Raw genomic sequence first — 22,378 nt, 5'->3', positions numbered from 1 at the left:
GCAGGTCGTGGGGGTCGACCGCAATGCACCTGACGCCATTTCGATTGAAGCTCGGCATTGCGGCGATCGCCGCGGAAGCCGACGACCTGGAGGCGCGGCTGGGGCCCCGCGGCGCCGTCCGCCACATCCGCGCCGAGATCGCCCGCGCCGGGCGCTATGCGCGGCCGCACCTCTACCGGCTGCACGACGAGATCGCCCGACGCCACCCCGCCATGATGTCGGCCTGAGCGATGGCCATGCCCCGCCGCATGGACCGGGCGCAGCGGATGCGGGCGCGGCGGCTCTGGTGGGAGCGCAACGGCTCCTTCTTCCGCGGCTTCCTGCTGGGCGTGGTGCTGACCGCCGCGGTCGCCTGGATCATCACGCGGTTTCAGTAGGCTCCCGTTTGCACCGCGAAGCGCCGCCGAGCGTTCCGGCGGCATGGGTTCGGCGGCCGGACGCCTGTGGAGACGCTGGGTTGACGCCCCGAAGGCGGTTTGCCTGCTGACAGGCGTCGTCATCGGCGTGGCGGCGCTCGGCGCGGCGGCCTGGGGGACGGTGCTGTCGGGCGCCTTCGATATGGCGGCCAGCGTGCCGCACGGCCGTCTCGCCTATCGAATCCTCGACACCGTCAAGCTGCATTCGGTCCGCCGCCATGCCCGCGGCATCCGGGTCCCGGCGCGCTTCACCGCCGACGAGATGCGGGCGGGATTCCGGCTCTACGACGCCCATTGCGTGACCTGCCATGGCGGACCCGGGATCGCCCCCGCCCCGCTGTCCTACGGCCTCAACCCGCCGCCGCCCTACCTGATCAACTCGCCGGACCGCTGGCGGCCGAACGAGCTCTACTGGATCATCCGCAACGGCGAGAAGATGACCGCCATGCCAGCCTGGAAGGGCCGGCTGAGCGCGCGCGAGGCCTGGAACCTGGTCGCCTTCATCGAGGCGCTGCGGAGCCTGGACTATCCGGGCTATCTGGCGATGCGGCAGGCCGAGCCGCCGCCGCCGACCGACCCCTCGCCCGCTCCACCGACGCCCTGACTTGTCGCCGGCCCCGCTCTGGGCTCTACTGCCGCGTATCTTCTGGGGGAGTTGCGATGATCCTTTCCATGCTCGCCGCCGGCGCCGTCCTGATGGCGGGCGCGCCGGCCGCCGCCGCCCCCGCTGATCCGCCCGCGGCGCAGGCGGCCCCCGGCGAACGCGCCAAGCCGATCTGCCACATGGAGGAGCGGCCGGGCAGCCACATGAGCGAGCGCATCTGCCTCACGGCGACGCAGGCGGCCGAGCGGCAGCAGGAGTCCAAGGAGGCGGTCGACAGCGTGCGGCGGCGCGGCAGCGGCGAGCGTACGAACCCCGCCGGGGCCGTCCCGCGATAGCCGTCAGTCCATCAGCCGCTGCATGAGGTAGGTGTATTCCAGCGCCACCCGCAGCGCCCGCTCGTTGAGGTTGGCCGCGGCGGCGTGGCCGCCCTCCATGTTCTCATAGTAGAGGAAGTCGTAACCCAGCGCCTCGAGCTTGGCGGCGGCCTTGCGGGCGTGCGCCGGATGCACCCGGTCGTCCTTCGTCGAGGTCTCCAGGAACACCTTGGGATAGGGCTGGCCGGCCCTCAGGTTCTGGTAGGGCGAGTAGCTGAGCAGGACCTTGCGCTCGGCGGGGATGGCGGGGTCGCCGTACTCGCCCACCCAGGAGGCCCCCGCGCCGATGTGGGTGTAGCCGATCATGTCGAACAGCGGCACCTGGATGACGATGGCCCGGTAGAGCTCGGGGTGCTTGGTGAGCGCCACCCCCATCAGCAGCCCGCCGTTGGAGCCGCCCATGATCCCGAGCCGGCGGGGCGAGGTGATCTTCCGCGCGATCAGGTCGCGGCTGACCGCGAAGAAGTCCTCATAGACCCGCATGCGGTTCAGCTTCAGGCCGGCGTTGTGCCAGCGCGGCCCGAACTCGCCGCCGCCGCGGATGTTGGCGACGACATAGACCCCGCCCTTCTCCAGCCAGAGCTTGCCCACCGTGGCGGCGTAGGCCGGGGTCTGCGAGACCTGGAAGCCGCCGTAGGCGTAGAGCAGCGTGGGATTGCTCCCGTCGAGCTTCATCGCCTTCGGCCGGACCACGAAATAAGGCACCTTCGTGCCGTCGCGCGAGGTGGCCCAATACTGCTCGACCACGTCCTTCGAGGCGTCGAAGCGGGCGGGCAGGCTCTTCAGCTTCTCCGGATGGCCGGCGGCCGCATCGGCCAGCCACTGGGTGTCGGGCTCGAGGAAGCTGGTGACGTTCAGGATCAGCCGGTCGTCGCGATCGGAGGCCGAGCCGATGTGGATCGAGGAGTCCTTCGGCAGGTCGAGCCTGGTCGCGGTCCAGCCCGCGCCGTTGCGGGCGAACGCGAGGACCTCGCCCTTGACGTCGTCATAGAGCGCCACGACCAGCCGGTCGCGCGTGGTGGCGACCTCCTCGATCGCCTGGCTGCGGGTGGGCCTGAGCACCAGGTGCGCCCTGGGATGGGCGAGATCGGCCTTCAGCTCGGCCAGGTCGAGGGCGACCAGGTCGCCCTCCTTGAACCCGGCCTCCGGCCAGTCCTGCTCGAGCGTGAGCGCCACCTGGCCGGCGACGTAGCCCTGGATGGTGGAGCGGGTCGGCAGGGCGAGCTTCACCGGCCCGCTGTCGGTGAGCAGCACGTGCTCGGTGTTGAAGAAGTCCAGCGCGCGCTCGAGGAGCACCGCCTGGGCGCGGCCGTCCGGATCGCGCAGCACCAGCGGCGAGACCGCGACGTCCTTGACCGAGCCGCGGAACACCTCCCGGGCCGATGACAGGGGCTCGCCCCGTTTCCAGAGCTTGACGATGTAGGGATAGCCGGACTGGGTGACCTCGCCCTTGGTCCATTCGGTGGCGACGGCCAAGGTGTCGCGGTCGATCCAGGCGGAGTTGGACTTGGCCTCCGGCAGGGAGAAGCCGCCGTCCACGAACTTGCCGGCCTGGGCGTCGAACTCGCGGACGATGGCGGCGTCCTTGCCGCCATTCGAGAGCCTGACCAGGCACAGCCGGTCGTCCGGCTTCAGGCAACTCGCGCCGCCGAACACCCAGGTGACGCCCTCGGCCTTGGAGAGCGCGTCGACGTCGAGCAGGGTGCGCCACTCAGGCTCGGCGGTGCGGTAGCTCGCCAGGCTGGTCGCGCGCCAGACCCCCTGCACGTGATCGGCGTCCTGCCAGAAGTTGCGCAAGGCTCCGTCGCCGGCGATCGCGACCGCCGGGATGCGGTCCTTGGCCGTGACGATCTTCAGCGCCTCGGCGTGCAGGGCGCCGTAGCGGGGATCGTCCTGCAGCTGCGGCAGGGAGCGGTCGGTCTCCGCCTTGGCGAAGGCCAGCGCCTTGGCCCCGTCGATCTGCTCCAGATAGGCGTAGGGGTCGGGTTTCGGGGCCGGCGCCGCCACCATCAGAAGTCCTCCCGCCGCCATCAGAGCCAGAACTCGCATGATGCGGATAGAGCCATCCGCGGTGGCGAGGGCAAGCGCGGGCGGATTAAACCTTGGTCATCCGGGCCCGCCTGAGACGACGCGCCTCACCCCCGCCGCTCGCGCCAGATGGCGAGGGCGAGGTTCGGGCGAACCAGGAAGAGACCGGCCCAGACCATCAGGGCCACGGCCCGGCGGCCGCGCCGGCGCAGGCGGAACTCCAGCTCGAAGACGTTGGCGTAGTCGCTGACGATGGTCATGGGCCTCTCCCGTTGCTCACGGGAAAAGCGCTAGGCGGCGGGTGCGGCAGAATCGGTCGCATGAGCGCGACGGGCGAGCTCGATCTGCTCGATCAGGGTCTGTTTCAGGACCGGGGGCGCGAGGATCTCGACCTGGTCGCCCCAGGTGAACAGGTGCCAGGCGAGCTCGCGCATGCCGCTGGCGCGGAAGCGCACGATCACCGCGCCGTCGGCTTGCGGCTCGAGCGCCTGGTTCGAATGGAAGCGCCAGCGCAGCGCCCCCTCGGCCGACGCCGGCAGGATGCGCAGGACCACGTCCTGGGTGTCGTCCTGGTAGATGCCGAAGCTCTCGTCGGCGTAGTCCTGCAGCGAGAAGCCGGGATCGCGTGAGGCCGGGCGGCCGGTGGCGGCGACCTCGCCGATGCGGTCGAGCCGCCAGTTGCGCGGCTTCCCCTCGCCTTCCGACGCCACCAGGTAGTTCGCCCGCCCGAACAGGATGCCGTAGGGGCTGACCTCGCGCACGCGGCCCGGCTGCGAGCCGCCCTCGTAGCGGAAGCTCAGCGTCGAGGCGGCCTTCAGCGCCTCGCGCACCGCCGCAAGCACCGTCTCGTCCTCGAACGGCCGGGGACCGGCCTGGACGGCGATGGTCTCGGCCTGCAGCAGGGCCTCCAGGTCCGGGGCCAGCCGCCGGCGCGCCGCGGCCCGGGTCGCGGAGAGCACCTTCTGCTCCAGCGAGCGCAGGGCGGCGGCCCGCGCGCTCGCGCCTTGGGCGGCGAAGCTCTCCGCGGCCAGCGCAAGCGCCGACAGCTCCTCCGGCGTCGGCGCCTGGAAGAGCCCGTCGAGACCGGAGGGGATGCGGAATCGGCGGGTGGGCGGGTCCTCCACCTCCTCGAGCTGCGGGAACACCTCGCGGACCGCGTCGCGCATCCGCTCGGCGGTGCGCCGCCCGACCCCCAGGCGCTCGGCGATCTCGTCGAGGGTCAGGCCCTCGGCGGTGGACGCGAGCAGTCTGGCGAGCTCCAGGAGCCGGCCGGCCTTTTCATGCCTCATGAACTTACGTCCGTTTCTGTCGCAGCGGCCCATCAGAACCGAACCCAAGCGATCCCGCAACGGAGTTCGACCGATGGCCTCCTACCGCCCCTTCCGCCCCGCCTACCGGCGCCCGGCCCGCAGCCTGCCGCACCTGGAGCGCCCGGCGCTTCCCGCCGCAGTGGTCGACGCGGTGCTTCGCTTCCATGACGAAGCGCAGGACCAGGGCGGCGGCCGCACCCTGCTGCGGCTGTCGCAGACGCGCCTGCGCCGCGCCGACATCCGCGCCGCGCTGGGCGAGCTCACCGAGCGCGCGGCCAATGTCGCGATCCTGTGGAACGCCCGCGAGGACGAGATCATCCGGGTGCTCGAGGCGGCCTGATATCCGCCGCATTCGCGGCCAAGCTCGGCTTCGCGGCTGGAGCGGCGCGTGGCGAGAGAAGTGCGTCCCGGAGGGTTCGACGGCGCCTGGCGGCGCGACGGCTGGTCGGGCGCATTCGATATCGATTCGTTCGAGATCCGGCCCAAGGGCCAGGTCGTGGAGACCCACACCCACCGCGAGCCGCACTTCGTGCTGGCGCATTCGGGCGTCTATTCGGCCACCCTGCAGGGCCGGCCGCTGCGGGTCGCGGCCCCCTGCCTGATCTTCTATCCGGCCGGGACCACCCATGCCGACTGCTTCGAGGGCAATCTCGGAGCCTTCGTGTCCGTGGCCCTGCCGCCCGGCGCGGCGAGCCGCGACCTGCCGGAGCTCCCGACCGCGGTGACCGACGCTGACGCCCAGCGCCAGGCGTTCCGCATCGCCCGCGAAGTGCTGGGCGCCGGCCGCGACGCCGTGCTGCTGGAGAGCGCCGCGTGGGAGCTCACCGCCCGCACGGCCCGGCCCGGGGCCCAGGCCGCCACGCCGCCGTGGGCCCGGCTCGCCTACGAGCTGGTGATGGACCGCGCCCGCGAGGCGAGCCTCAGCGTCGCCGAAATGGCCGCCGCCGCGCAGGTCCACCCCGTCCACCTGGCGCGCGTCTTCCGCCAGGCCTGGGGCTGCTCGCCGGGCGACCTCCTCCGATGGCGCCGCGTGGAGCACGCGGCCGAACTGATGCTGCACCGGCGGCTCTCCCTGGCCGAAGCCGCCGTCGAGGCGGGCTTCACCGACCAGGCGCACATGACCCGCGCCTTCCGCGCGGTGCTGGGGCTCACCCCGGGCCAGTGGCGCGCGTCGCACGATGTTGCGGCGGTACAAGACGAGGCGGCGCAGGCGGCCTAAGCCCCGCGGCATGCGACCGACCGTCTCCCTCGCCCTTGCCGCCAGCCTCTGGGCCGCTGCGGCCCTCGCCCAAACCCCTGCCCCCGCCGGCGCCGGGTTCGCCGCCATCGCGCCGGCCGTGCAGGCCGGGACCTACAAGCAGATCACCAGCGTGCTGGTCGCCCGCGACGGCCGGGTGGTCTACGAGCGCTACTTCGACAAGGACGGGCCCCTTGGCCTGCGCAACACGCGTTCGGCGACCAAGACCGTCACCGGCATGCTGGTCGGCGCGGCCGTCGACCGGGGCTTTCTGAAGCCGGAAGCGCACGTCCTCGACTTCTTCCCCGACCGGCGCCCGCTCGCCAACCCCGATCCGCGCAAGGCGAAGATCACGGTCGAGGACTTCCTGACCATGAGCTCGCTCCTGGAGTGCGATGACGAGAACAGCTTCTCGCGCGGCAACGAGGAGCGGATGTACCTGGTCGAGGACTGGGTGAAGTTCACGCTCGACCTGCCGATCAAGGGCTTCCCGGAGTGGACGCAGACGCCCGCCCAGTCACCCTACGGCCGGGCCTGGAGCTACTGCACGGCGGGAGCCACGACGCTCGGCCCGCTGATCCAGCGGGCGGTGAAGGCGCCGCTGCCCGCCTTCGCCCAGAAGGTGCTGTTCGGCCCGCTCGGCATCGCCGACGCCAAGTGGCAGTTCACGCCGCTGCACGACGCCATGACCGGCGGCGGCCTGCAGCTCACCACGCGCGACCTCTGGAAGCTGGGCCAGCTCTATCTCAATGGCGGCAAGTGGGATGGAAGGCAGGTGATCTCGGCCGAGTGGGTGCGCCGCTCGGTCAGCCCGCACGCCAACGCCCGCGAAGACACCGACTACGGCTATCTCTGGTGGCTGCAGACCTTCCGCGTGGCCGGCAAGCCGGTGAAGACCTGGGGCATGTACGGGACGGGCGGCAACAAGGTCTACGTGCTGCCGGACGCCGAGGCCGTGGTGGTGGTGACCACGACGAACTTCCGCATCCCCCACGCGGGCGATGTGACCGATGCGCTGTTCACGAGCCTGATCGCGCCGGCGCTGCTGCGCTGAGCGAGGATTCCTGCAGCGCCAGGCGCACGATCGGCAGCTGGTCGTTGCCGAAGAAGATCCGGTCGCCGTCGACGAACAGGGTCGGCGAGCCGAAGCCGCCGCGGTCGATCACCTCCTGGGTGTTGGCGCGCAGCCGCTGCTTGACCGCCTCGGTCTGCGAGCGGGCCAGGAGGCCCGCGCCGTCCAGGCCGCAGCCCTCGGCGATGTCGGCCAGCACAGCCGAATCGTCCAGGTTGCGGGCCTCTCCGAAATAGGCCTCGAAGGCGGCCTCGGCGAAGCCGAACAGCGCCGCCTGGTCGTCCTCCAGCGCACAGCAGACGCGCATCGCATGGACCGACTTCACGGGATGGTGCGGCGAGGGGAAGTTCATCGCGACGCCGGCGAGCCGCGCCCAGGCCTTCAGCCAGGTGAAGGTGTGACGGACCTTCGGATCGCCGGGGTTGGCGCGGCTCGCGTAGACGCCGGGATTGACGGCGTTGAACACGCCGCCGACCAGGAACGGCCGCCAGGTCACCGACGCGCCGGTCTCGCGCAGGATCGGCTGGACGTTGTGGAAGGCGAGCCGCGTCCAGGGCGACGACAGGTCGAAGAAGAACTCCAGGCGCGCCATCTCAGGACCTCTCGTGCCTGTAGTTCGGCTGGTCGATGGCCAGCTGGTCGAGGACGTTGGCGCGCAGCGCGGCGATCAGGCCGGGGGTTTCGACGCCCACCTCGCCGGCGCGAAGCTTCTCGCAGAGCTCCCAGTTGAGGCCCTCGTAGGTCCCGCCGTGGCCGAGGATCGGCTCGAGGCGCTGGACGGCGGCGGCCTTGGCCTCCTCGCCCATCCGCAGCTCGCGGGTGACCGCAGCGAGCGCATTGGCGGCGACGCGGGCCAGGAACTGGTTGCGCGGGTCGAGCGCGGGGCGGATCTCCTCGATCCAGCGGCCGACCGCCTCGGTCAGCTCCTCGGGCTTCGGATGGGTGATCACAGCCCCGCCTCCAGCATGTTGATGAGGTCGATCTCGGTCTCGGAGACGCGCCGGCCGATCATCGGCCGCTCCACCGAGGCCGAGCCGCCGCTCGCCCAGCTCATGTACATGGTCAGGCACATGACGCCCCATTTCAGGCTGCCCAGCGTCTGCCAGAAGCGGACGCGCTCCAGGGAGATCGGCTCGCCGCCGGCCGCCTCGTAGCCCGCCAGCAGGTCGGCGTAGTCGCCGAAGCCGCCCACCGGCCGGTCGGGCCGCGAGAACCGCCAGGAGTTGGTGCAGAGCCAGCCCATGTCCTCGGCCGGATCGCCGAGGTGGGAGAGCTCCCAGTCGAGCACCGCGGCGAGCCCGGACTCGGGGCTGATCATCAGGTTGCCGTTCCGAAAGTCCCCGTGCAGCAGCACCGGCGCGCGCGGCGCGGGCAGGCGCTCGCGCAGATAGCGGAAGGCGAGCTCCAGCACCGGCCGCTCTGCGCCCGAGACGCGGTAGACCTCCTCGTAGCGATCGAGCTCGACGGCGGCGTCGGCGAACTTCAGGTTGGCTTCGGGCGGCGGCGGGGTGGCGTGGATCTTCGCCAGCACCTCGCCGCACTGGCGGGCGAGCAGCGGGCGCACGGCGTCGAATTTCGGATCGGTGTTGATCCTGCGCCCCAGCGTCTCGCCGGCCACCCGGCGGGTGACGTGCGCCTCGCCCAGGCCGTCGCGCTCGTCGCAGAGGTGGACGAACGGCGGGGCGGGCGCGCCGCGGGCGGCGACCGCGCGGATCAGGGCGGCCTCGGCGGCGAGGCTCGTCGAGCGCGAGGTCTCCGGATCGGTGGGCGCGGTGCGGCGCCGCAGGATCAACTCCTGACGGCCGGACGGCGCCTCGATGCTGAAGGCCCAGGTCTCGGCGCTGGCCCCGCCGGTCAGCCGCTGGGCCTCGGTGAGGCGCGCCCCCGCCCCGGCCAGCCTGACCGCGAGCTTCCCCAGCGCGTCGCGAACGTCCACTTGGCCGTCTACCGGCATGACCCCACGGAAGCCCTTTCCTGGTCTAGAGTGGCGATCTGGCGGGTCCCGGCCCCGCTTGTAAACCGATCACCCGAGGTAAGGCGGCCCGAGACCGCCCACGAGGACGCGACCCATGGATTTCGACCTGCCGCAGGAACTCTCCGACTATCTGGACGAGCTGGACGCCTTCATCGAGCGCGAGATCAAGCCGCTCGAGCAGGAGAACGACAACATCAGGTATTTCGACCACCGCCGCGAGTACGAGCGGACGGATTGGGAGAAGGGCGGCCTGCCGAAGAAGGAATGGGAGCAGCTCCTGGCCGAGGCGCGCCGGCGGGCCGACGCGGCGGGGCACCTGCGGTTCGGCTGGCCCAAGGAGCTGGGCGGCAAGGGCGGCAGCCAGCTCTGGCTGGCGGTGATCCGCGAGCACCTGGCGGCCAAGGGCCTGGGCCTGCACAACGACCTGCAGACCGAGCACTCGATCGTCGGCAACAACCCGTTCATCCTGATGTTCAAGGAGTTCGCGACGAACTCCCAGTACGAGCGCGACGCCGACAAGCTGCTGTCGGGCCAGTTGCGCACCGGCTTCGGGCTCACCGAGCCGAACCACGGCTCCGACGCCACCTTCATGGAGACCCGCGCCGTCCCGCACGAGAAGGACGGCCAGCCCGGGTGGCTGATCCGCGGCGAAAAGATGTGGACCACGGGCATGCACGTGGCGAACCACATCATGGTCTACGCCCGCACCTCGGGCGAGGACGGCGACGCCCACGGGATCACCTGCTTCATCGTCCCGGCCGATGCGCCCGGCGTGAAGGTCGAGGAGTACCTCTGGACCTTCAACATGCCGACCGACCATCCGCGGGTGAGCCTGAACGACGTCTGGATCCCCGAGGACAGCTACTGGGGCCAGATCGGCGGCGGCCTGGCGCTGGGCCAGAGCTTCGTGCACCAGAACCGCATCCGCCAGGCGGCCTCGAGCCTCGGGGCGGCCGTCTACTGCATCGAGGAGAGCGTGAAGTACGCCCGGGCGCGCAAGCCGTTCGGCAAGGCGCTGGCGGAGAACCAGGCGATCCAGTGGCCGCTGGTCGAGCTCGCCACCCAGGCCGAGGCGCTGCGCCTGCTGATCCGCAAGACCGCCTGGCAGATGGACCGCATGGACCACAAGGAGATCGAGCGGACGATCTCGGACAAGGTCTCGATGTGCAACTACTGGGGCAACCGGCTGGTCTGCGAGGCCGCCGACCGGGCCATGCAGGTGCACGGCGGCATCGGCTATTCGCGGCACAAGCCGTTCGAGCACATCTACCGCCACCACCGCCGCTACCGGATCACCGAGGGCTCCGAGGAGATCCAGATGCGCAAGGTGGCGGCCTATCTGTTCGGCTACCTCGGCCCTCGCCGCAAGGCGATGTCGGCGCTGACCTGGGACGACGTGGACTACCGCAAGACCGACCGGCCCACCGAGGGCGAGCGCGCCGCGACCGAGGCGGCGACCCGGCGCGCGACGCCGGCCCTCGAGGAGGAGTCCGTCCAGCCCGCGCCGGCCAGGCCTTAGCCCGCGACCACGATCCGCCTGGCCTCGATCCGGCGGACCGCGGACCACTCGACGCGTCCGCCGCGGCGCGAGCTCTTGAACCGCTGCAGGAAGCCGCCGCCACCGCAGGTGAGGTAGGCGACCTCGCCGCCCTTGAGGTGAATCTCGGAGACGTGGCCGAGGCGCTTGCCGGCCTCGGTCACCACGGGCTTTCCCTGCAGGTCGATGGCGCGCATCAGGCGAACGGCACCTTCTCGATGAGCGGGCGAAGACGGCGGTCCTCGCGGCCGAGGCCAAGGTCTTCCGCGCGGACATTGAGCGAAATGCGCGAGGTGACGTGCTCGACCGCGCTCCAGGGCACGCGGGTGATGCGATCGCCCGCCACGCGCCGCACCAGCCAGAAGACGACGCCAGGCAACCGGCCCCGGTAGGCGCCCGGGCCGACCAGCAGGGCCGCGACCTTCAGGGGCTGGCTGGGCTCGCCCTCGAATTCGACCTCGTCGCAGATGCCGCACAGCTGGTCCTCGCAGTCGAAGATCTGCAGATCGCGCAGCTCCGAGAACACCTTGATGGCCCCGTCCGGCGTCACTTCTGGCCTCCCGAGGTGAGGATGTAGAGCGGGATGGCGCCGACCGCGGCCACGACCACGATGGCGTAGAAGGCGACGCCGAGGCCATTGGCCACCCAGCCGTTGACGTAGCGGCCCATGTACTTGCGGTCGTTGGCGATGAGCAGCAGAGGCAGGTAGGTCAGCGGCAGCACCACGATCGAGAAGACGATCGACCACTCCACCAGATCGAGCGGCGGCACATTGGTGAGCACCAGGGCCAGCGCGATCACGAAACCCGCGATCCAGGCGAGCGTGAAGCGGGGCGTCTCGGCGGGCTTGCGGTAGCGGCCCCAGGGCCAGCCGAAGAACTGGGCGAGCGAATAGGCGGCGGCGAGGCAGGTCTCCACCGCCGCGCCGGAGAACGCCATCAGCATCCCGAACAGGGCGATCAGCAGCCCGGGCCTGCCGAACGGCACGGCGACCTGCAGGGCGACGGTTGCGGGCTCGCGCGGGTCGACGTGGACCGGCCGGAAGAGGACGGCGGCCGAGATCAGGATGCCCATGGAGAGCAGCGAGCCCAGGCTGAAGCCGACGCCGGTGGTCAGGCGGTTGACCGGCAGCTTGGAGGGAGTCCAGCGGTCCTCGATCGCCCCGGAAGAGTAGAAATAGGTCTCGTACGGGAACAGCACGGCGCTGGTGATGGCGACCGCGAAGTAGCCGTAGGCCAGCCTGTCGCCGCCAGGCAGATGCATCGGGAACTGCGGAACCAGGCCGCGGGCGACCTCACGCCAGGGCGGATGCAGCGCGACGGTGGCCGCCGCGAACGCGAGCATCAACAGGCCAAGCAGGCCGAACAGGCGCTCGATCCATTCGAACGGCAGGACCCAGACGATCACGATCAGCGCCGCGACGCTGAGCGCCGCCCAGATGAGATAGGCGCCCCCGGCCATCAGCTTGAGCACGATCGCCACGCCGCCGATCTCGGCCGCGCAGGTGATCAGGCTGACCACGATCGAGGCGATCAGCGTGAAGAGGCCGAGCGAGACTCCGAGCCGCTGGCGCATCAGGCAGAACACCGGCTGCTTGGCGATCGCGGCGACCCGGCCGCTCATCTCGCCGAACACGATGATCCCGACGGTCGCCAGCGCGAACACCCACAGCAGCGAATAGCCGAAGCGGGAGCCGGCCTGAGCGGCGAAGGTGAGCTCCGAGACGTCGACGAAGCCGCCGACCGCGGTCATGATGCCCAGGACGATCTCAATCAGCCCGGCCATGCGACCTTTCCCGGGCGACCAGGCGGTCGCGCAGCCCGGCCAGCGCGGCCGCGTCGTGACGGTCGAGCGCGGTCAGGGCGGCATGCGCCGTGGCCGCGAACTGCGGCGACCGGGCGAGCTTCTGCAGGTCCTCACGCAAGGTGTCGCGCAGCGCCTGGGCGTAGGTCTGGGTGACGCGGCCGCGGGCGGCGGCGGTCTCCAGGAGCGCGGCCTCGGCGATCACCGAGCGAGCCTGGTCAAGCTTGGCCTTGTCGAGATCCTGCGCCGAGGCGACAGTGCCTGCGGCCACGACGATCAGACAGAGGTGGGTCAGGCTGGGCTTTGACACGCCGGGGAAACCGACAAGCCATGGCCCAGGTTGCCAACTGCACGGCGACCACCTCGAAGCCCTGGCCGAAACGGGTCCCGGCGAGCGCCAGCGCCGAGGAAGCGCCAGAGAAGCCGCAGATCGGAGCCAAGGCCGGGGCGGGCCGCGAGCCGGACCGCCCCGGCCGGAGTCAGGCGGCCTTCGAGCCGTCCATCGCCTGCACGTCGCGAGCGGTCACCGGCTTGCCGCCGATCGCCCAGTCGCCCTGCTCGATCTCGTTCACCTTCACCCAGGTGACGCCGCGCAGCGCTTCGCCCTCGACGGACACCATGGCGTCGGTGACCCGCTGGATCAGGTCCCGCTTCTGGGTGGGGGTGAAGACGTCCTTGATCACCTCGATCGTCACGAGCGGCATTTCCGCGCCCTCCTTTGCTGCGGCCCGGCGCCCGTCGCGGGGCCATGGCGGACCATGCGCGCCCTCGCCCGCCGCCGCTTGCAGAGCGCGTGGAGGTTTTTGGGAGGCGGTCCGGAGACATGTTAGGCTGACGGCCCGATGATCTATCGCTTCGGGGCATTCCGTCTCGACACTTCGGCGTACGAGCTGCGCGCGGGCGACGACCGCGTGGCCGTCGAGCCGCAGGTCCTGGCGCTGATCCGCCTGCTGATCGAGAACCGCCACCGGCTGGTCGGCCGCGACGAGATCATCGAGCGCATCTGGAACGGCCGCATCGTCTCCGAGGCGGCGATCTCCAGCCGCATCAAGTCCGCCCGGCGGGCGCTCGGCGACGACGGCGCGGCGCAGAGGGTGATCCGCACCGTGCCGAAGCTCGGCCTGCGCTTCGTGGCCCCGGTCGAGGCGGACCCCGGCGAGGTCGAACCGCTGCCGGCCGCGCCACGGCCGCCGCCGCAGGAGGATGTTCCCGCCGAGCCCCGGCAGAGCGGCCCCTCGCTCGCCGTCCTGCCGTTCGCGGTGCTGGGCGCGGCCGGCCCGAGCGCCTGGATCGCCGAGGCGCTGCCGCACGACCTGATCACCGCGCTGTCGCGCTTTCGCTGGCTGTTCGTGATCGCCCGCGGCTCGTCCTTCCACTTCCGCGGGCCCGAGGCGACGCTGGAGACCGTGCGCGAGGCGCTGAAGGTGCGCTACTGCCTCTCCGGCGCGGTGGAGATCCACGGCTCGGCCATGGGCGTCAGCACCGAGCTCAGCGACACGCGCGACGGCCGGGTGCTGTGGAGCGAGCGCTTCGAGGCGCCGCAGGCGGCGGTGCACGAGATCCGCCAGCAGGTGACGCAGGCGGTGATCGGGGCGCTGGAGCTGCAGATCCCGCTCAACGAGGCGCGCCGCGCCCAGCTCAGCGCGCCCGAGAGCCTCGACGCCTGGTCGGCCTATCACCTGGGCCTGCACCACATGTACCGCTTCAACCGGGAGGGCACGGCGCGGGCGGCGGCGCTGTTCGAGCAGGCGATCGCGCTGGAGCCGTCTTTCGCCCGGGCCCACGCCGGCTTGTCGTTCGCCCAGTTCGAGACCGCCTTCCTGAGCTTCACCGACGACGCCACCCGCGCCACGGCGCTGGCCAAGCGCGCCGCGGAGGCCGCGCTGGAGCGCGACGCGCTGGACCCGTTCTGCAATCTCGTGATGGGGCGGGCCTTCTGGCTCACCGGCGAGCTGGAGGCGAGCCTGCCCTGGATCGAGCGGGCGATCCGGCTCAATCCCAACTATGCCCAGGCGAAGTACGCCCGCGGCTGGAGCGAGACCCTGCTCGGCAAGGCCGACGCGGGCCGGGCGAGCGCCGAGGCCGCGCTGGCGCTGAGCCCGCTCGATCCGCTGGCCTATGGCATGCTGGGGGTCAGGGCCCTGTCGCACATGGTGCTGGACGAGCCCGCCCAGGCGGCCGAATGGGGCGAGCAGGCGGCCCGCGCGCCCGGCGCGCACCCGCTGATCGAGATGATCGCCGCCGTCGGCCACGCGATGAACGGCGAGGCGGCGCGCGCCGCCGCCTGGGCCGCCTCGGCGCGGCGGCGCAACCCGAACCTGCGCGCCGCCGACTTCCTGCAGGCCTTCCCGTTCCGCGACGCGGCGACCCGGCGACGGGTCGTTCTGGCGCTGGAGCGGCTCGAGATGCCGGCTTGAGCGCCGAGATGGCGGGCGCGCGCGGCGCGGCTATAGTCGCGGCCATGATCCGCACCGCCCTGCTCGCCCTGGCGCTCGCCCTGCCCGCGTCGGCCGCCGGCGCGGCGCAGGCGACCGGCCTCTGCACAGCCCTGAAGGGCCTGGCGGAGGCGGCGCGACGCTCGGGCGAGCCGCTGCGGCTGTCGCTCACCGTGAGCGGGGATGCGGTCTCCTGCGGAGCCGGAGCGACGAGCCCGCCGGCCCGTGCGTTCTGCGAGGCGGCGCAGGCGAGCCTCGGCAAACGGCCGTTCCCCTGGCCGCTCAGGAGTTGCGTCGACAGCATGGCCGCGGATCCGCGGCTCTACGCCGGCCCCGGCGAGGCGTTCCGCCGGCTGGGCGCCAGGCTCGGCGGCGGCGTGCGGCTGGACGTCAGCGCGGCGCCAGGCGGCGCGACGGGCCGCTACGATCTGGTCGTCTGGAAGGAGAGATAGGGTCATGACCACGCTTGCCGAGCGCCTGGGCTACCGGGCCGACGACCGGCTGGTGATCGTCAACTGCGACGACATCGGCTCCAGCCACGCGGCCAACCTCGCCAGCCTGGAGGCGATGGAGACGGGCGTCGCGACCAGCGCCACCCTGATGGTCCCCTGTCCCTGGGCGCGCGAGGCGGTGGAGCTGTTCCAGGGCAAGGACGTGGGCGTGCACCTGACGCTGACGGCGGAGTATCCGACCTACCGCTGGCGCTCGCTGACCGGCGCGGCCTCGCTGCACGACCACCAGGGCTATCTGCCCCGGACCGTCGCCGAGGCGCGCGAGCGGGCGCAGGTGGCGGACGTTGCGGCCGAGTGCCGGGCGCAGATCGAGCAGGCCTACGCCTGGGGCGTCGACGTGACCCACCTGGATTCGCACATGGGCACGGTGCAGCTCGATCCCCGCTTCTTCGAGATCTACCTGGCGCTCGCCGAGGAGTTCCGGCTGCCGGTCCGGATGGTGAGCGCGCCGGCCGAGCCGGTGCTGGGCTTCGCGAGCCGCGCGCCCGCCGCCGAGCGGGGGATCGTCTTCGCCGACGAGGTCTGGGCCCAGTGGGGCCGGCCGACGGGCGAGCAGATGCGCTCGGTGTTCCCCAGGCTGAAGCCGGGCGCGGTGGCCGAATTCCTGGTGCATCCGGTGTTCGACGGCCCGGAGCTGCGCGGCTACGATCTCGCCGAGGCGCAGTTCCGGGTGGACGACCATGCCTGCGCCATGGATCCGGAGATCCGGTCCCTGATCGCCGTGGAAGGGCTGATCCCGATCAGCTACCGCCCGTTGCGCGAGCTGCAGCGGGCCGGCGCGCTGGAAGCGGCGTGAGGGCCCGCCGAGCCTGCCTGCGAAGGTGAAGCCGGCGACGGCGACGACGCTGGCCGTCGCCTGAAACCAAATTTGATCGGTCCGAGATGAAAATCGACGGCCCGGCGGCTTGCCGTGGCGCTTGGGCGTGGCCGAGTCTGGGCGCCAGAAACCGCAAGCTCCGCGAGGATGCCATGATCCACCATGTCTCCATTCCCGTTCGCGACCCGGCGCATGTGGCCGGCGTGCTGGCCGAGCTGACCGGCTGGACGGCGCGGCCGTTCATGGCCCCGGTCCCCGGCTCGGTGATCCTGCTGTCGGACGACGAGAACGGCACGGCGATCGAGCTCTATCCGTTGGGCGTGACGCTCAAGCTCGACGACGCGCGCACCGGCCAGTTCGAGGTCGGCGCCGAGACCGCGCACGGTCCCTACCCCTTCCACTTCCTCTGGTCGCTGGACCTCGACCCCGATGCGGTGCTGGCCATGGCGAAGCGTGAGGGCTGGAAGGCGGTGCGCTGCTGGCGCGGGCCGCCGCATCGGCCGCTGTTCGAGCTGATCGAGCTGTGGATCGAGAACGCCATCATGGTCGAGATCGCCACGCCGGCGATGCTCCCCGACTACCTGAATGTGGTCAGCGTCGAGGCCTACGACCGGCTGCGCGAGGAGGTCGAGCGGCCGCCGCAGCCGGCGCCCGAGCCGGCCTGAGTCCGGCGGGTCACCCCGCCACGGCCTCGATGATCACGAAGGCCTGGGCGTAGGGGTGGTCGTCGGTGAGCGAGAGGTGGATCACCGGCCGCATGCCGTCCGGGACCAGCGCCGCCAGCCGCTCGGCCGCCCCGCCGCTCAGCGCCATGGTGGGCTGGCCGGAGCGCATGTTGACCACGCCCATGTCGCGCCAGAAGACGCCGCGCCGGATGCCGGTGCCCAGCGCCTTGGCGCAGGCCTCCTTGGCGGCGAAGCGCTTGGCGTAGGAGGAGGCGCGGTCGGGCTTGCGCTCGGAGCGCGCGCGCTCGGTCTCGGTGAACACGCGATGCGTGAACCGCTCGCCGAAGCGGGCCAGGCTCTGCTCGATGCGGCGGATGTCGGAGAGGTCCGAGCCGATGCCGAGGATCACGCGGCCCTCGTCGCCCGCGCTTCGTCCATCAGGGCGCGCATCCGCTGGATGGCCGGGCCGAGGCCGATGAAGATCGCCTCGCCGATCAGGAAGTGGCCGATGTTGAGCTCGACCAGCTCGGGGATGGCGGCGATCGGCTTGACCGTCTCGTAGTCGATGCCGTGGCCGGCGTGGACCTCGAGGCCGAGCCCGGCCGCCTGGGTCGCGGCGGCCCTGAGCTTTGAGAGCAGGTCGGCCGCCTGCGGGTTGCGCTCGCGCGCGGCGTCGCACCAGGCCCCGGTGTGCAGCTCCACCACCGCCGCGCCGCAGGCCTTTGCGGCGGCGATCTGGGCCGGGTCGGGCTCGACGAAGCAGGAGACGCGGATGCCCGCGGAGGCCAGGCGGCCGATCACCGGAGCGATCTGGTTGTGGCCGCGCACCACGTCGAGGCCGCCCTCGGTGGTCACCTCCTCGCGCCGCTCCGGCACCAGGCAGGCGGCGTGCGGCAGGTGGGCGAGCGCGACCTGCTCCATCTCCGGCGTGGCGGCCATCTCGAGGTTGAGCGGCCGCCCGCGGCGGCGGGTGATGGCGGCCAGCGCGTCGATGTCGGCGTCGGAGATGTGGCGGCGGTCCTCGCGCAGGTGGGCGGTGACGCCGTCGGCGCCGGCGGCGAGCGCCATCTCCGCGGCGCGCACCGGATCGGGATAGGCCGCGCCGCGCGCGTTCCGGACGGTCGCCACGTGGTCGATGTTCACGCCGAGCCTGATCTTTGACACGCCCTACCCCTTCCGCCCGCAGCTCATCGAGGACCTTAGATAGGAATCACGAAGGAGACGAAAAGCAGGAAAGAACGGAACCACGGATTTCACGGATTGCACGGACGAGGGGCGCTCGGAACGATGATCGATCGCGCCCGCAGCGCGATCAGTCAGGTATCGGGGCCTTAGTCCACTTCGCCCATCCGTGAAATCCGTGGTTCCGGCGCGAAGCGGCTTTCGTGCCCTTTCGCGCCTTCGTGGTTCACCCCTTCAGGCGCTTGGAGCCGGGCTCCTCGGCGGGAATGGCGGCGAGGTCGGGGGGGACCTCGTCGGGGGCGTAGGAGGGGACGTCGACGGTGGCCAGCGCCACCAGCGGCCAGCCCACCTCGGCCCGGCCGCCCGAGCGGTCCACCAGGCAGGCGCAGCCCACCACCTCCCCGCCCGCCGCAGCGATCGGCTCGACGGCCTCGCGGAACGAGCCGCCGGTGGTGATGACGTCCTCGACCACCACGACCTTGGCGCCGGGCGCGATCGTGAAGGCGCGCCTGAGCCTGAACTTCCCCTCCTCCCGCTCGACGTAGAGGGCGGGCACGCCCAGCCAGCGGGCGGTCTCGTAGCCGGGAATGATGGCGCCCACGGCCGGGGCCACGATCAGGTCGGGCTTGCCGAACCGCGCCTCGATCTTCTCGGCCAGCGCCTTGCAGAGCCGCGCGGTGCGCTCGGGGTACTGGAAGACCAGGTTCTTCTGCAGGAACATCGGCGAATGGCGGCCGGAGGCGAGGATGAAGTGGCCTTCGCGCAGGGCGCCTGCGCCGCGGAATTCGGCAAGCACGTCGTCGGTGGTCATGGGCTTCGCTGATAGTGCGGTTCGCACCGGATCGGAATAGGACTGCGCCCAGACGGCGACACCGGCGTCCGTCGTCCGGCGCCGCGGCGAACGCCTACGCCTTGGTGCGGTCGACGGTCTCGACGCTCGGGTTGGCGCGCAGGGCGGCGGCGATGTGGGTCAGGTGCTTGGCGTCGTTGACGTCGACGTCGATGTCCACGTCGAAGAAGTCCGACTGCCGGTGATGCATGCGCAGGTTCATGATGTTGCCGCCGGCCTGGCCGATCACCGTGCAGACCTGGCCCAGCACGCCCGGCGCATTGCGGATGGTGGCGGTGAGCCGGGCGGGGGCGATGGCGTTGCGCTCGGCCTCGGGCGTCCACTGCAGGTCGCGCCACAGCTCCTCGCGATCCTCGAACTCGGCCAGCCGCTCGCAGTCGATGGTGTGCACGGTGAGGCCGCGCCCGTCGCTCTCCAGGATGCCGACGATCCGGTCGCCCGGCACCGGCGAGCAGCATTCGCCGAAGTGGATCGACACGCCGGGCGTCAGCCCCCCGCCGCGGACGTAGAGCCGGGCCTGCTTGCCGCCCTCGATGCGGCGGCGGGCGGCGGCGACCTCGCGCTCGGAGACCTTCAGGCCCGGGAAGATGGCGTCGAGCACCTGCGGCGGGGAGATGCGGCCGCGGCCGACCGCCTCGAACAGGTCGTCCTCGCTGGTCACCGCGAAGCGGTCGAGCGCGGGCCGGAGCGAGACGTCCTTCACGGTCTTGCCGACGCTCTCGAAGGTCTGCTGCACGGTGGCGCGGCCGAGCTTGGAGAACTCCTCGCGCTCGGTGAGCCGGATGTGGCGGCGGATCGCCGAGCGGGCGCGGCCGGTGACGGTGAGCGACTTCCAGTCCGGCGGCACGCCCGGCTTGCCGCCGCGGATCACCTCCACGACGTCGCCGTTGGAGAGCACGGTGCGCAGCGGCTTCAGCTCGCCGTTGATCTTCACGCCCACGGTCGTGTCGCCGATGTCGGTATGCACCGCGTAGGCGAAGTCGAGCGGCATGGCCCCGCTGGGCAGGCTGACCAGCTGGCCCTTCGGCGTGAACACGAACACCTGGTCGAGATACATCTCGAGCTTGGCGTGCTCGACCAGCTCCTCGGCGTCGCCGCCGTGCTCCAGCACCTGGACGAGGTGGCGCAGGTTGACCAGCGGATCGCGGCCGCCGGCCTCCTTCTGGTGCTCGAGGTCGAAGCCGTATTCCTCCTCGTGGTTCTTGTAGCGCCAGTGGGCGGCGACGCCCTCCTCGGCGACGCGGTCCATGGCCTCGGTGCGGATCTGCATCTCGATGCGCATGCCCTTGGGCCCCACGACCGTGGTGTGGAGCGAGCGGTAGTTGTTGCGCTTGGGCGTGGAGATGAAGTCCTTGAACCGCTCGGGCACGCTGGGCCAGGCGCGGTGGATGACGCCCAGCGCGCGGTAGCAGTCCTCCTCGGAATCGACGATCACCCGGAAGGCGTAGATGTCGGAGAGCTGCGAGAAGCCGATCGACTTGCGCTGCAGCTTGCGCCAGATCGAGTAGGGATGCTTCTCGCGGCCGAAGACGCGCGCCGGGATGCCCGCGTTGTCGAGGCGGCTGGCGATCTCGCCGGAGGCCATGGCGACCGCGCCGCCCTGATCGTGGCGCAGCGTCTCCAGGCGCCGGCAGATCGCCGAGTGCGCCACCGGGTTGAGGTGCTCGAAGGCCAGCTCCTCCAGCTCCGTGGTCATGCGGTGCATGCCGATCGAGCGGGCCAGCGGGGCGTAGATGTCCAGCGTCTCGCGCGCGATGCGCTCGCGCTTGGCGGGCTGCTTGATGTGCTGCAGCGTGCGCATGTTGTGCAGCCGGTCGGCCAGCTTGACCATGAGCACGCGGACGTCCTTGGAGATCGCCAGGATGAACTTCCGCAGGTTCTCGGCCTGGCGCAGGTGCTCGGAGGAGAGCTCCAGCTTGGAGAGCTTGGTGACGCCCTCGACCAGCTCGCCGATCTCGGGGCCGAACAGCCGGTCGATCTCGGCGCGGGTGACCGGGGTGTCCTCGATCACGTCGTGCAGCAGGGCGGTGACGATGGTGGCGGCGTCCAGCCGGTATTCGGTGAGGATGCCCGCCACCTCGATGGGATGGGCGAAGTAGGGATCGCCCGAGGCGCGCTTCTGCGCCCCGTGCATGCGCATGGCGTAGACGTAGGCGCGGTTGAGCAGGCCCTCGTCGGCGGTGGGATCGTAGGAGCGGACCTTCTCGATCAGCTCGAACTGGCGCAGCAGCTTCGGCCGGCCGGCGGCCCTGGGGGCCGCCCCGTCGGTTTTCGGGCCGTCCGGCTTGCGAGCGTCGGGGGTCGTGGCGGCGGGAGGGTTCGCCGTCGGTTGGGCTAGCGGTTCTGCGCCTTCGGCGTTCAGTACCGCTCCTCCTGACCGCCATCGCGGTCGCTCTGCAACGCGCGGACCAGCTCCATCTCGCTCATCTGCGTGTGGGTGGGATCGGCCAGCAGCGCCAGGGTCTCGGCCTCTTCCTCGGCCTCGGAGCGCTCGTCGACCCGCTGCAGGGTGCCGATCAGCCCCTCGCGCAGCTCTTCGGGATCGACCACGTCGTCGGCGATCTCGCGCAGCGCCACCACCGGGTTCTTGTCGTTGTCGCGGTCGACCAGGATCTGCGAGCCGGCGGAGATGCCGCGCGCCCGATGCGCCGAGAGCAGCACCAGGCCGAAGCGGTTGGGAACCTTGTCGATGCAATCTTCGACGGTGACGCGCGCCATTTAAGTCCTCGGAATCTCGGGGAGAGAACCTGGGAAGATAATGGCCGGGGCCCGATTGTGCAATGCGGGAAAGGCCGCACCTGCGTTCGATACGAACCACGGAACACACCGAACACACCGAAGAAGGGGAACCACCGATTTCACGGATTGCACGGATTCGGGTGGCTTCGGCTGCGCCGTAGGCGCGACATGACCTGAGCGCGACAGCATTGAGCCGCTCGCTGGCTCTCGCAGAGGCAATCCGTGTCGATCCGTGAAATCCGTGGTTCGATCCGGCGCGGAGCGCCCCTTTTCGTGTGTTCCGTGTGTTCCGTGATTCAAATGGGGATTGCGTCGGCGCCCACCGTGGCGGTCACCACCAGTTCGGCGGCGCTCCGGCCAAGCGTGGGGTGCACCCACCCCGGCGCGATCTCGGCCAGCGGGCCCATGACGAACAGGCGCTCGTGGGCGCGGGGGTGGGGCAGGACCAGGCCCGGGGCATCGATCACCTCGCGGCCGCAGGCGATGAGGTCAAGATCGAGCGTGCGTGGCGCGTTCGCCGCGCCGCGTGTTCTGCCAAAGCCGCGCTCGATGGAAAAAAGCGCCTCCAGAACGGCCCGCGGGCGCAGGCTCGTCTCGACAAGCGCGACGCCGTTGCGATACTCAGGTTCGCCGGGATCGGGCCAGGCGGCGGAACGCCACCAGCCGGACCTGGCGAGAACGGGCAATCGGGCCCCAGGGAACCGCGCCAAAGCCGCCTCGAGAAGCGCCTCGGAAGACGGGTAGCCGCCGGCCATATTGGAGCCAAGGGCGATGACCGTCACTTCATCCAGCGCCTCGAGCCCTGACTTCAGGAATTTCAAT

29 protein-coding genes are annotated in these 22,378 nt (G+C 71.2%); 12 read left to right on the top strand and 17 right to left on the bottom strand.

Annotated elements, in window-relative coordinates; genetic code table 11:
- Positions 1-44: 44 nt before the first annotated feature.
- Genes VLI41_RS04375 through VLI41_RS04360 form a run of 4 tightly spaced genes read left to right on the top strand, consistent with a single transcriptional unit; the run spans position 45 to position 1,355 of the window.
- Entirely contained in the window at positions 45-227 is a 183-nt protein-coding gene (locus VLI41_RS04375) for a hypothetical protein (RefSeq protein ID WP_325266834.1), read from the top strand.
- Between the two features lie 9 nt (positions 228-236).
- Positions 237-377, top strand: coding sequence for a hypothetical protein (locus VLI41_RS04370; protein ID WP_325266833.1), 141 nt, complete (start codon positions 237-239; stop codon positions 375-377).
- A 43-nt stretch (positions 378-420) separates the two neighbouring features.
- Positions 421-1,020: a cytochrome c gene (locus VLI41_RS04365; RefSeq protein WP_325266832.1), complete on the top strand. Its 600-nt coding sequence runs from the start codon at positions 421-423 to the stop codon at positions 1,018-1,020.
- Between the two features lie 56 nt (positions 1,021-1,076).
- Complete coding sequence (locus VLI41_RS04360) at positions 1,077-1,355, top strand: hypothetical protein (RefSeq protein ID WP_325266831.1); 279 nt, start codon at positions 1,077-1,079, stop codon at positions 1,353-1,355.
- 3 nt (positions 1,356-1,358) lie between these two features.
- On the opposite strand, the gene VLI41_RS04355 is transcribed toward VLI41_RS04360, so the two are convergent.
- The 3 genes from VLI41_RS04355 to VLI41_RS04345 all read right to left on the bottom strand — a co-directional run bounded on the left by VLI41_RS04355 (position 1,359) and on the right by VLI41_RS04345 (position 4,711).
- Positions 1,359-3,404: a prolyl oligopeptidase family serine peptidase gene (locus VLI41_RS04355; protein WP_414692523.1), complete on the bottom strand. Its 2,046-nt coding sequence runs from the start codon at positions 3,402-3,404 to the stop codon at positions 1,359-1,361.
- A gap of 125 nt (positions 3,405-3,529) precedes the next feature.
- Positions 3,530-3,682 (bottom strand): hypothetical protein, encoded by a 153-nt coding sequence (locus VLI41_RS04350; RefSeq protein ID WP_325266829.1) that lies wholly within the window; start codon positions 3,680-3,682, stop codon positions 3,530-3,532.
- Positions 3,683-3,712: 30 nt separating this feature from the next.
- Positions 3,713-4,711 (bottom strand): helix-turn-helix transcriptional regulator, encoded by a 999-nt coding sequence (locus VLI41_RS04345; protein ID WP_325266828.1) that lies wholly within the window; start codon positions 4,709-4,711, stop codon positions 3,713-3,715.
- A 73-nt stretch (positions 4,712-4,784) separates the two neighbouring features.
- On the opposite strand from VLI41_RS04345, the gene VLI41_RS04340 reads away from it, so the two are divergent.
- From VLI41_RS04340 to VLI41_RS04330, 3 genes are read left to right on the top strand one after another with little or no spacing between them, the layout of a single operon-like run.
- Entirely contained in the window at positions 4,785-5,072 is a 288-nt protein-coding gene (locus VLI41_RS04340) for a hypothetical protein (RefSeq protein WP_325266827.1), read from the top strand.
- A 48-nt stretch (positions 5,073-5,120) separates the two neighbouring features.
- Positions 5,121-5,951 carry an AraC family transcriptional regulator gene (locus tag VLI41_RS04335; protein WP_325266826.1) on the top strand — a complete coding sequence of 277 codons (831 nt, stop codon included), beginning with the start codon at positions 5,121-5,123 and terminating at the stop codon, positions 5,949-5,951.
- Between the two features lie 10 nt (positions 5,952-5,961).
- Positions 5,962-7,023 (top strand): serine hydrolase, encoded by a 1,062-nt coding sequence (locus tag VLI41_RS04330; protein WP_325266825.1) that lies wholly within the window; start codon positions 5,962-5,964, stop codon positions 7,021-7,023.
- On the opposite strand, the gene VLI41_RS04325 is transcribed toward VLI41_RS04330, so the two are convergent.
- From VLI41_RS04325 to VLI41_RS04315, 3 genes are read right to left on the bottom strand one after another with little or no spacing between them, the layout of a single operon-like run.
- Positions 6,989-7,633 carry a 2-hydroxychromene-2-carboxylate isomerase gene (locus VLI41_RS04325; protein ID WP_325266824.1) on the bottom strand — a complete coding sequence of 215 codons (645 nt, stop codon included), beginning with the start codon at positions 7,631-7,633 and terminating at the stop codon, positions 6,989-6,991. The genes VLI41_RS04330 and VLI41_RS04325 overlap by 35 nt on opposite strands.
- A gap of 1 nt (position 7,634) precedes the next feature.
- Complete coding sequence (locus tag VLI41_RS04320) at positions 7,635-7,991, bottom strand: DUF6285 domain-containing protein (RefSeq protein WP_325266823.1); 357 nt, start codon at positions 7,989-7,991, stop codon at positions 7,635-7,637.
- Positions 7,988-8,977 carry a phosphotransferase family protein gene (locus tag VLI41_RS04315; RefSeq protein ID WP_325266822.1) on the bottom strand — a complete coding sequence of 330 codons (990 nt, stop codon included), beginning with the start codon at positions 8,975-8,977 and terminating at the stop codon, positions 7,988-7,990. Before VLI41_RS04315 ends, VLI41_RS04320 begins: the two co-directional genes overlap by 4 nt.
- A 133-nt stretch (positions 8,978-9,110) precedes the next feature.
- On the opposite strand from VLI41_RS04315, the gene VLI41_RS04310 reads away from it, so the two are divergent.
- On the top strand, positions 9,111-10,535 hold the full coding sequence (locus tag VLI41_RS04310; protein WP_325266821.1) for an acyl-CoA dehydrogenase: 1,425 nt from the start codon (positions 9,111-9,113) through the stop codon (positions 10,533-10,535).
- Here the strand turns inward: VLI41_RS04310 and VLI41_RS04305 are convergent.
- The 5 genes from VLI41_RS04305 to VLI41_RS04285 form a co-directional block, all read right to left on the bottom strand.
- Complete coding sequence (locus tag VLI41_RS04305; RefSeq protein ID WP_325266820.1) at positions 10,532-10,750, bottom strand: PRC-barrel domain-containing protein; 219 nt, start codon at positions 10,748-10,750, stop codon at positions 10,532-10,534. The genes VLI41_RS04310 and VLI41_RS04305 overlap by 4 nt on opposite strands.
- The gene (locus VLI41_RS04300; protein WP_325266819.1) at positions 10,750-11,103 is read right to left on the bottom strand and encodes a hypothetical protein; all 354 of its coding nucleotides are present in this window, start codon (positions 11,101-11,103) and stop codon (positions 10,750-10,752) included. Before VLI41_RS04300 ends, VLI41_RS04305 begins: the two co-directional genes overlap by 1 nt.
- Entirely contained in the window at positions 11,100-12,338 is a 1,239-nt protein-coding gene (locus tag VLI41_RS04295) for an NRAMP family divalent metal transporter (RefSeq protein ID WP_325266818.1), read from the bottom strand. The genes VLI41_RS04300 and VLI41_RS04295 overlap by 4 nt, the downstream gene beginning before the upstream one ends.
- A complete protein-coding gene (locus tag VLI41_RS04290; RefSeq protein WP_325266817.1) occupies positions 12,322-12,666 on the bottom strand; it encodes a hypothetical protein in 345 nt (114 codons plus the stop codon). The genes VLI41_RS04295 and VLI41_RS04290 overlap by 17 nt, the downstream gene beginning before the upstream one ends.
- 169 nt (positions 12,667-12,835) lie before the next feature.
- Positions 12,836-13,060: a tautomerase family protein gene (locus VLI41_RS04285; RefSeq protein WP_325266816.1), complete on the bottom strand. Its 225-nt coding sequence runs from the start codon at positions 13,058-13,060 to the stop codon at positions 12,836-12,838.
- A gap of 138 nt (positions 13,061-13,198) precedes the next feature.
- Here VLI41_RS04285 and VLI41_RS04280 point away from each other — a divergent pair, with 138 nt between their 5' ends.
- The 4 genes from VLI41_RS04280 to VLI41_RS04265 all read left to right on the top strand — a co-directional run bounded on the left by VLI41_RS04280 (position 13,199) and on the right by VLI41_RS04265 (position 16,785).
- Complete coding sequence (locus VLI41_RS04280; RefSeq protein WP_325266815.1) at positions 13,199-14,773, top strand: winged helix-turn-helix domain-containing tetratricopeptide repeat protein; 1,575 nt, start codon at positions 13,199-13,201, stop codon at positions 14,771-14,773.
- Positions 14,770-15,243, top strand: coding sequence for a hypothetical protein (locus VLI41_RS04275; protein WP_325266814.1), 474 nt, complete (start codon positions 14,770-14,772; stop codon positions 15,241-15,243). Before VLI41_RS04280 ends, VLI41_RS04275 begins: the two co-directional genes overlap by 4 nt.
- A 4-nt stretch (positions 15,244-15,247) precedes the next feature.
- Positions 15,248-16,099, top strand: coding sequence for a polysaccharide deacetylase family protein (locus VLI41_RS04270; RefSeq protein WP_325266813.1), 852 nt, complete (start codon positions 15,248-15,250; stop codon positions 16,097-16,099).
- Between the two features lie 173 nt (positions 16,100-16,272).
- Positions 16,273-16,785 (top strand): hypothetical protein, encoded by a 513-nt coding sequence (locus tag VLI41_RS04265; protein WP_325266812.1) that lies wholly within the window; start codon positions 16,273-16,275, stop codon positions 16,783-16,785.
- A gap of 10 nt (positions 16,786-16,795) precedes the next feature.
- On the opposite strand, the gene acpS is transcribed toward VLI41_RS04265, so the two are convergent.
- The 6 genes from acpS to folK all read right to left on the bottom strand — a co-directional run bounded on the left by acpS (position 16,796) and on the right by folK (position 22,377).
- Positions 16,796-17,194 carry a holo-ACP synthase gene (gene acpS / locus VLI41_RS04260; protein ID WP_325266811.1) on the bottom strand — a complete coding sequence of 133 codons (399 nt, stop codon included), beginning with the start codon at positions 17,192-17,194 and terminating at the stop codon, positions 16,796-16,798.
- Positions 17,191-17,949: a pyridoxine 5'-phosphate synthase gene (locus VLI41_RS04255; protein WP_325266810.1), complete on the bottom strand. Its 759-nt coding sequence runs from the start codon at positions 17,947-17,949 to the stop codon at positions 17,191-17,193. The genes acpS and VLI41_RS04255 overlap by 4 nt, the downstream gene beginning before the upstream one ends.
- Positions 17,950-18,193: 244 nt before the next feature.
- Positions 18,194-18,778 (bottom strand): orotate phosphoribosyltransferase, encoded by a 585-nt coding sequence (gene pyrE, locus VLI41_RS04250; RefSeq protein ID WP_325266809.1) that lies wholly within the window; start codon positions 18,776-18,778, stop codon positions 18,194-18,196.
- A 94-nt stretch (positions 18,779-18,872) separates the two neighbouring features.
- Complete coding sequence (locus VLI41_RS04245; RefSeq protein ID WP_325266879.1) at positions 18,873-21,047, bottom strand: bifunctional (p)ppGpp synthetase/guanosine-3',5'-bis(diphosphate) 3'-pyrophosphohydrolase; 2,175 nt, start codon at positions 21,045-21,047, stop codon at positions 18,873-18,875.
- Positions 21,048-21,175: 128 nt separating this feature from the next.
- A complete protein-coding gene (gene rpoZ, locus VLI41_RS04240) occupies positions 21,176-21,535 on the bottom strand; it encodes a DNA-directed RNA polymerase subunit omega (RefSeq protein ID WP_297693500.1) in 360 nt (119 codons plus the stop codon).
- A 317-nt stretch (positions 21,536-21,852) separates the two neighbouring features.
- Positions 21,853-22,377, bottom strand: a complete 525-nt coding sequence (gene folK / locus VLI41_RS04235) for a 2-amino-4-hydroxy-6-hydroxymethyldihydropteridine diphosphokinase (RefSeq protein ID WP_325266808.1) — start codon at positions 22,375-22,377, stop codon at positions 21,853-21,855.
- Position 22,378: the final 1 nt, after the last annotated feature.

It is taken from the genome of Phenylobacterium sp. (assembly GCF_035475775.1).
Taxonomy (GTDB): Bacteria; Pseudomonadota; Alphaproteobacteria; order Caulobacterales; family Caulobacteraceae; genus Phenylobacterium.
The sequence above is the reverse complement of the archived record's forward strand: the minus strand, read 5'-3'. Positions and strand labels throughout refer to the sequence as shown.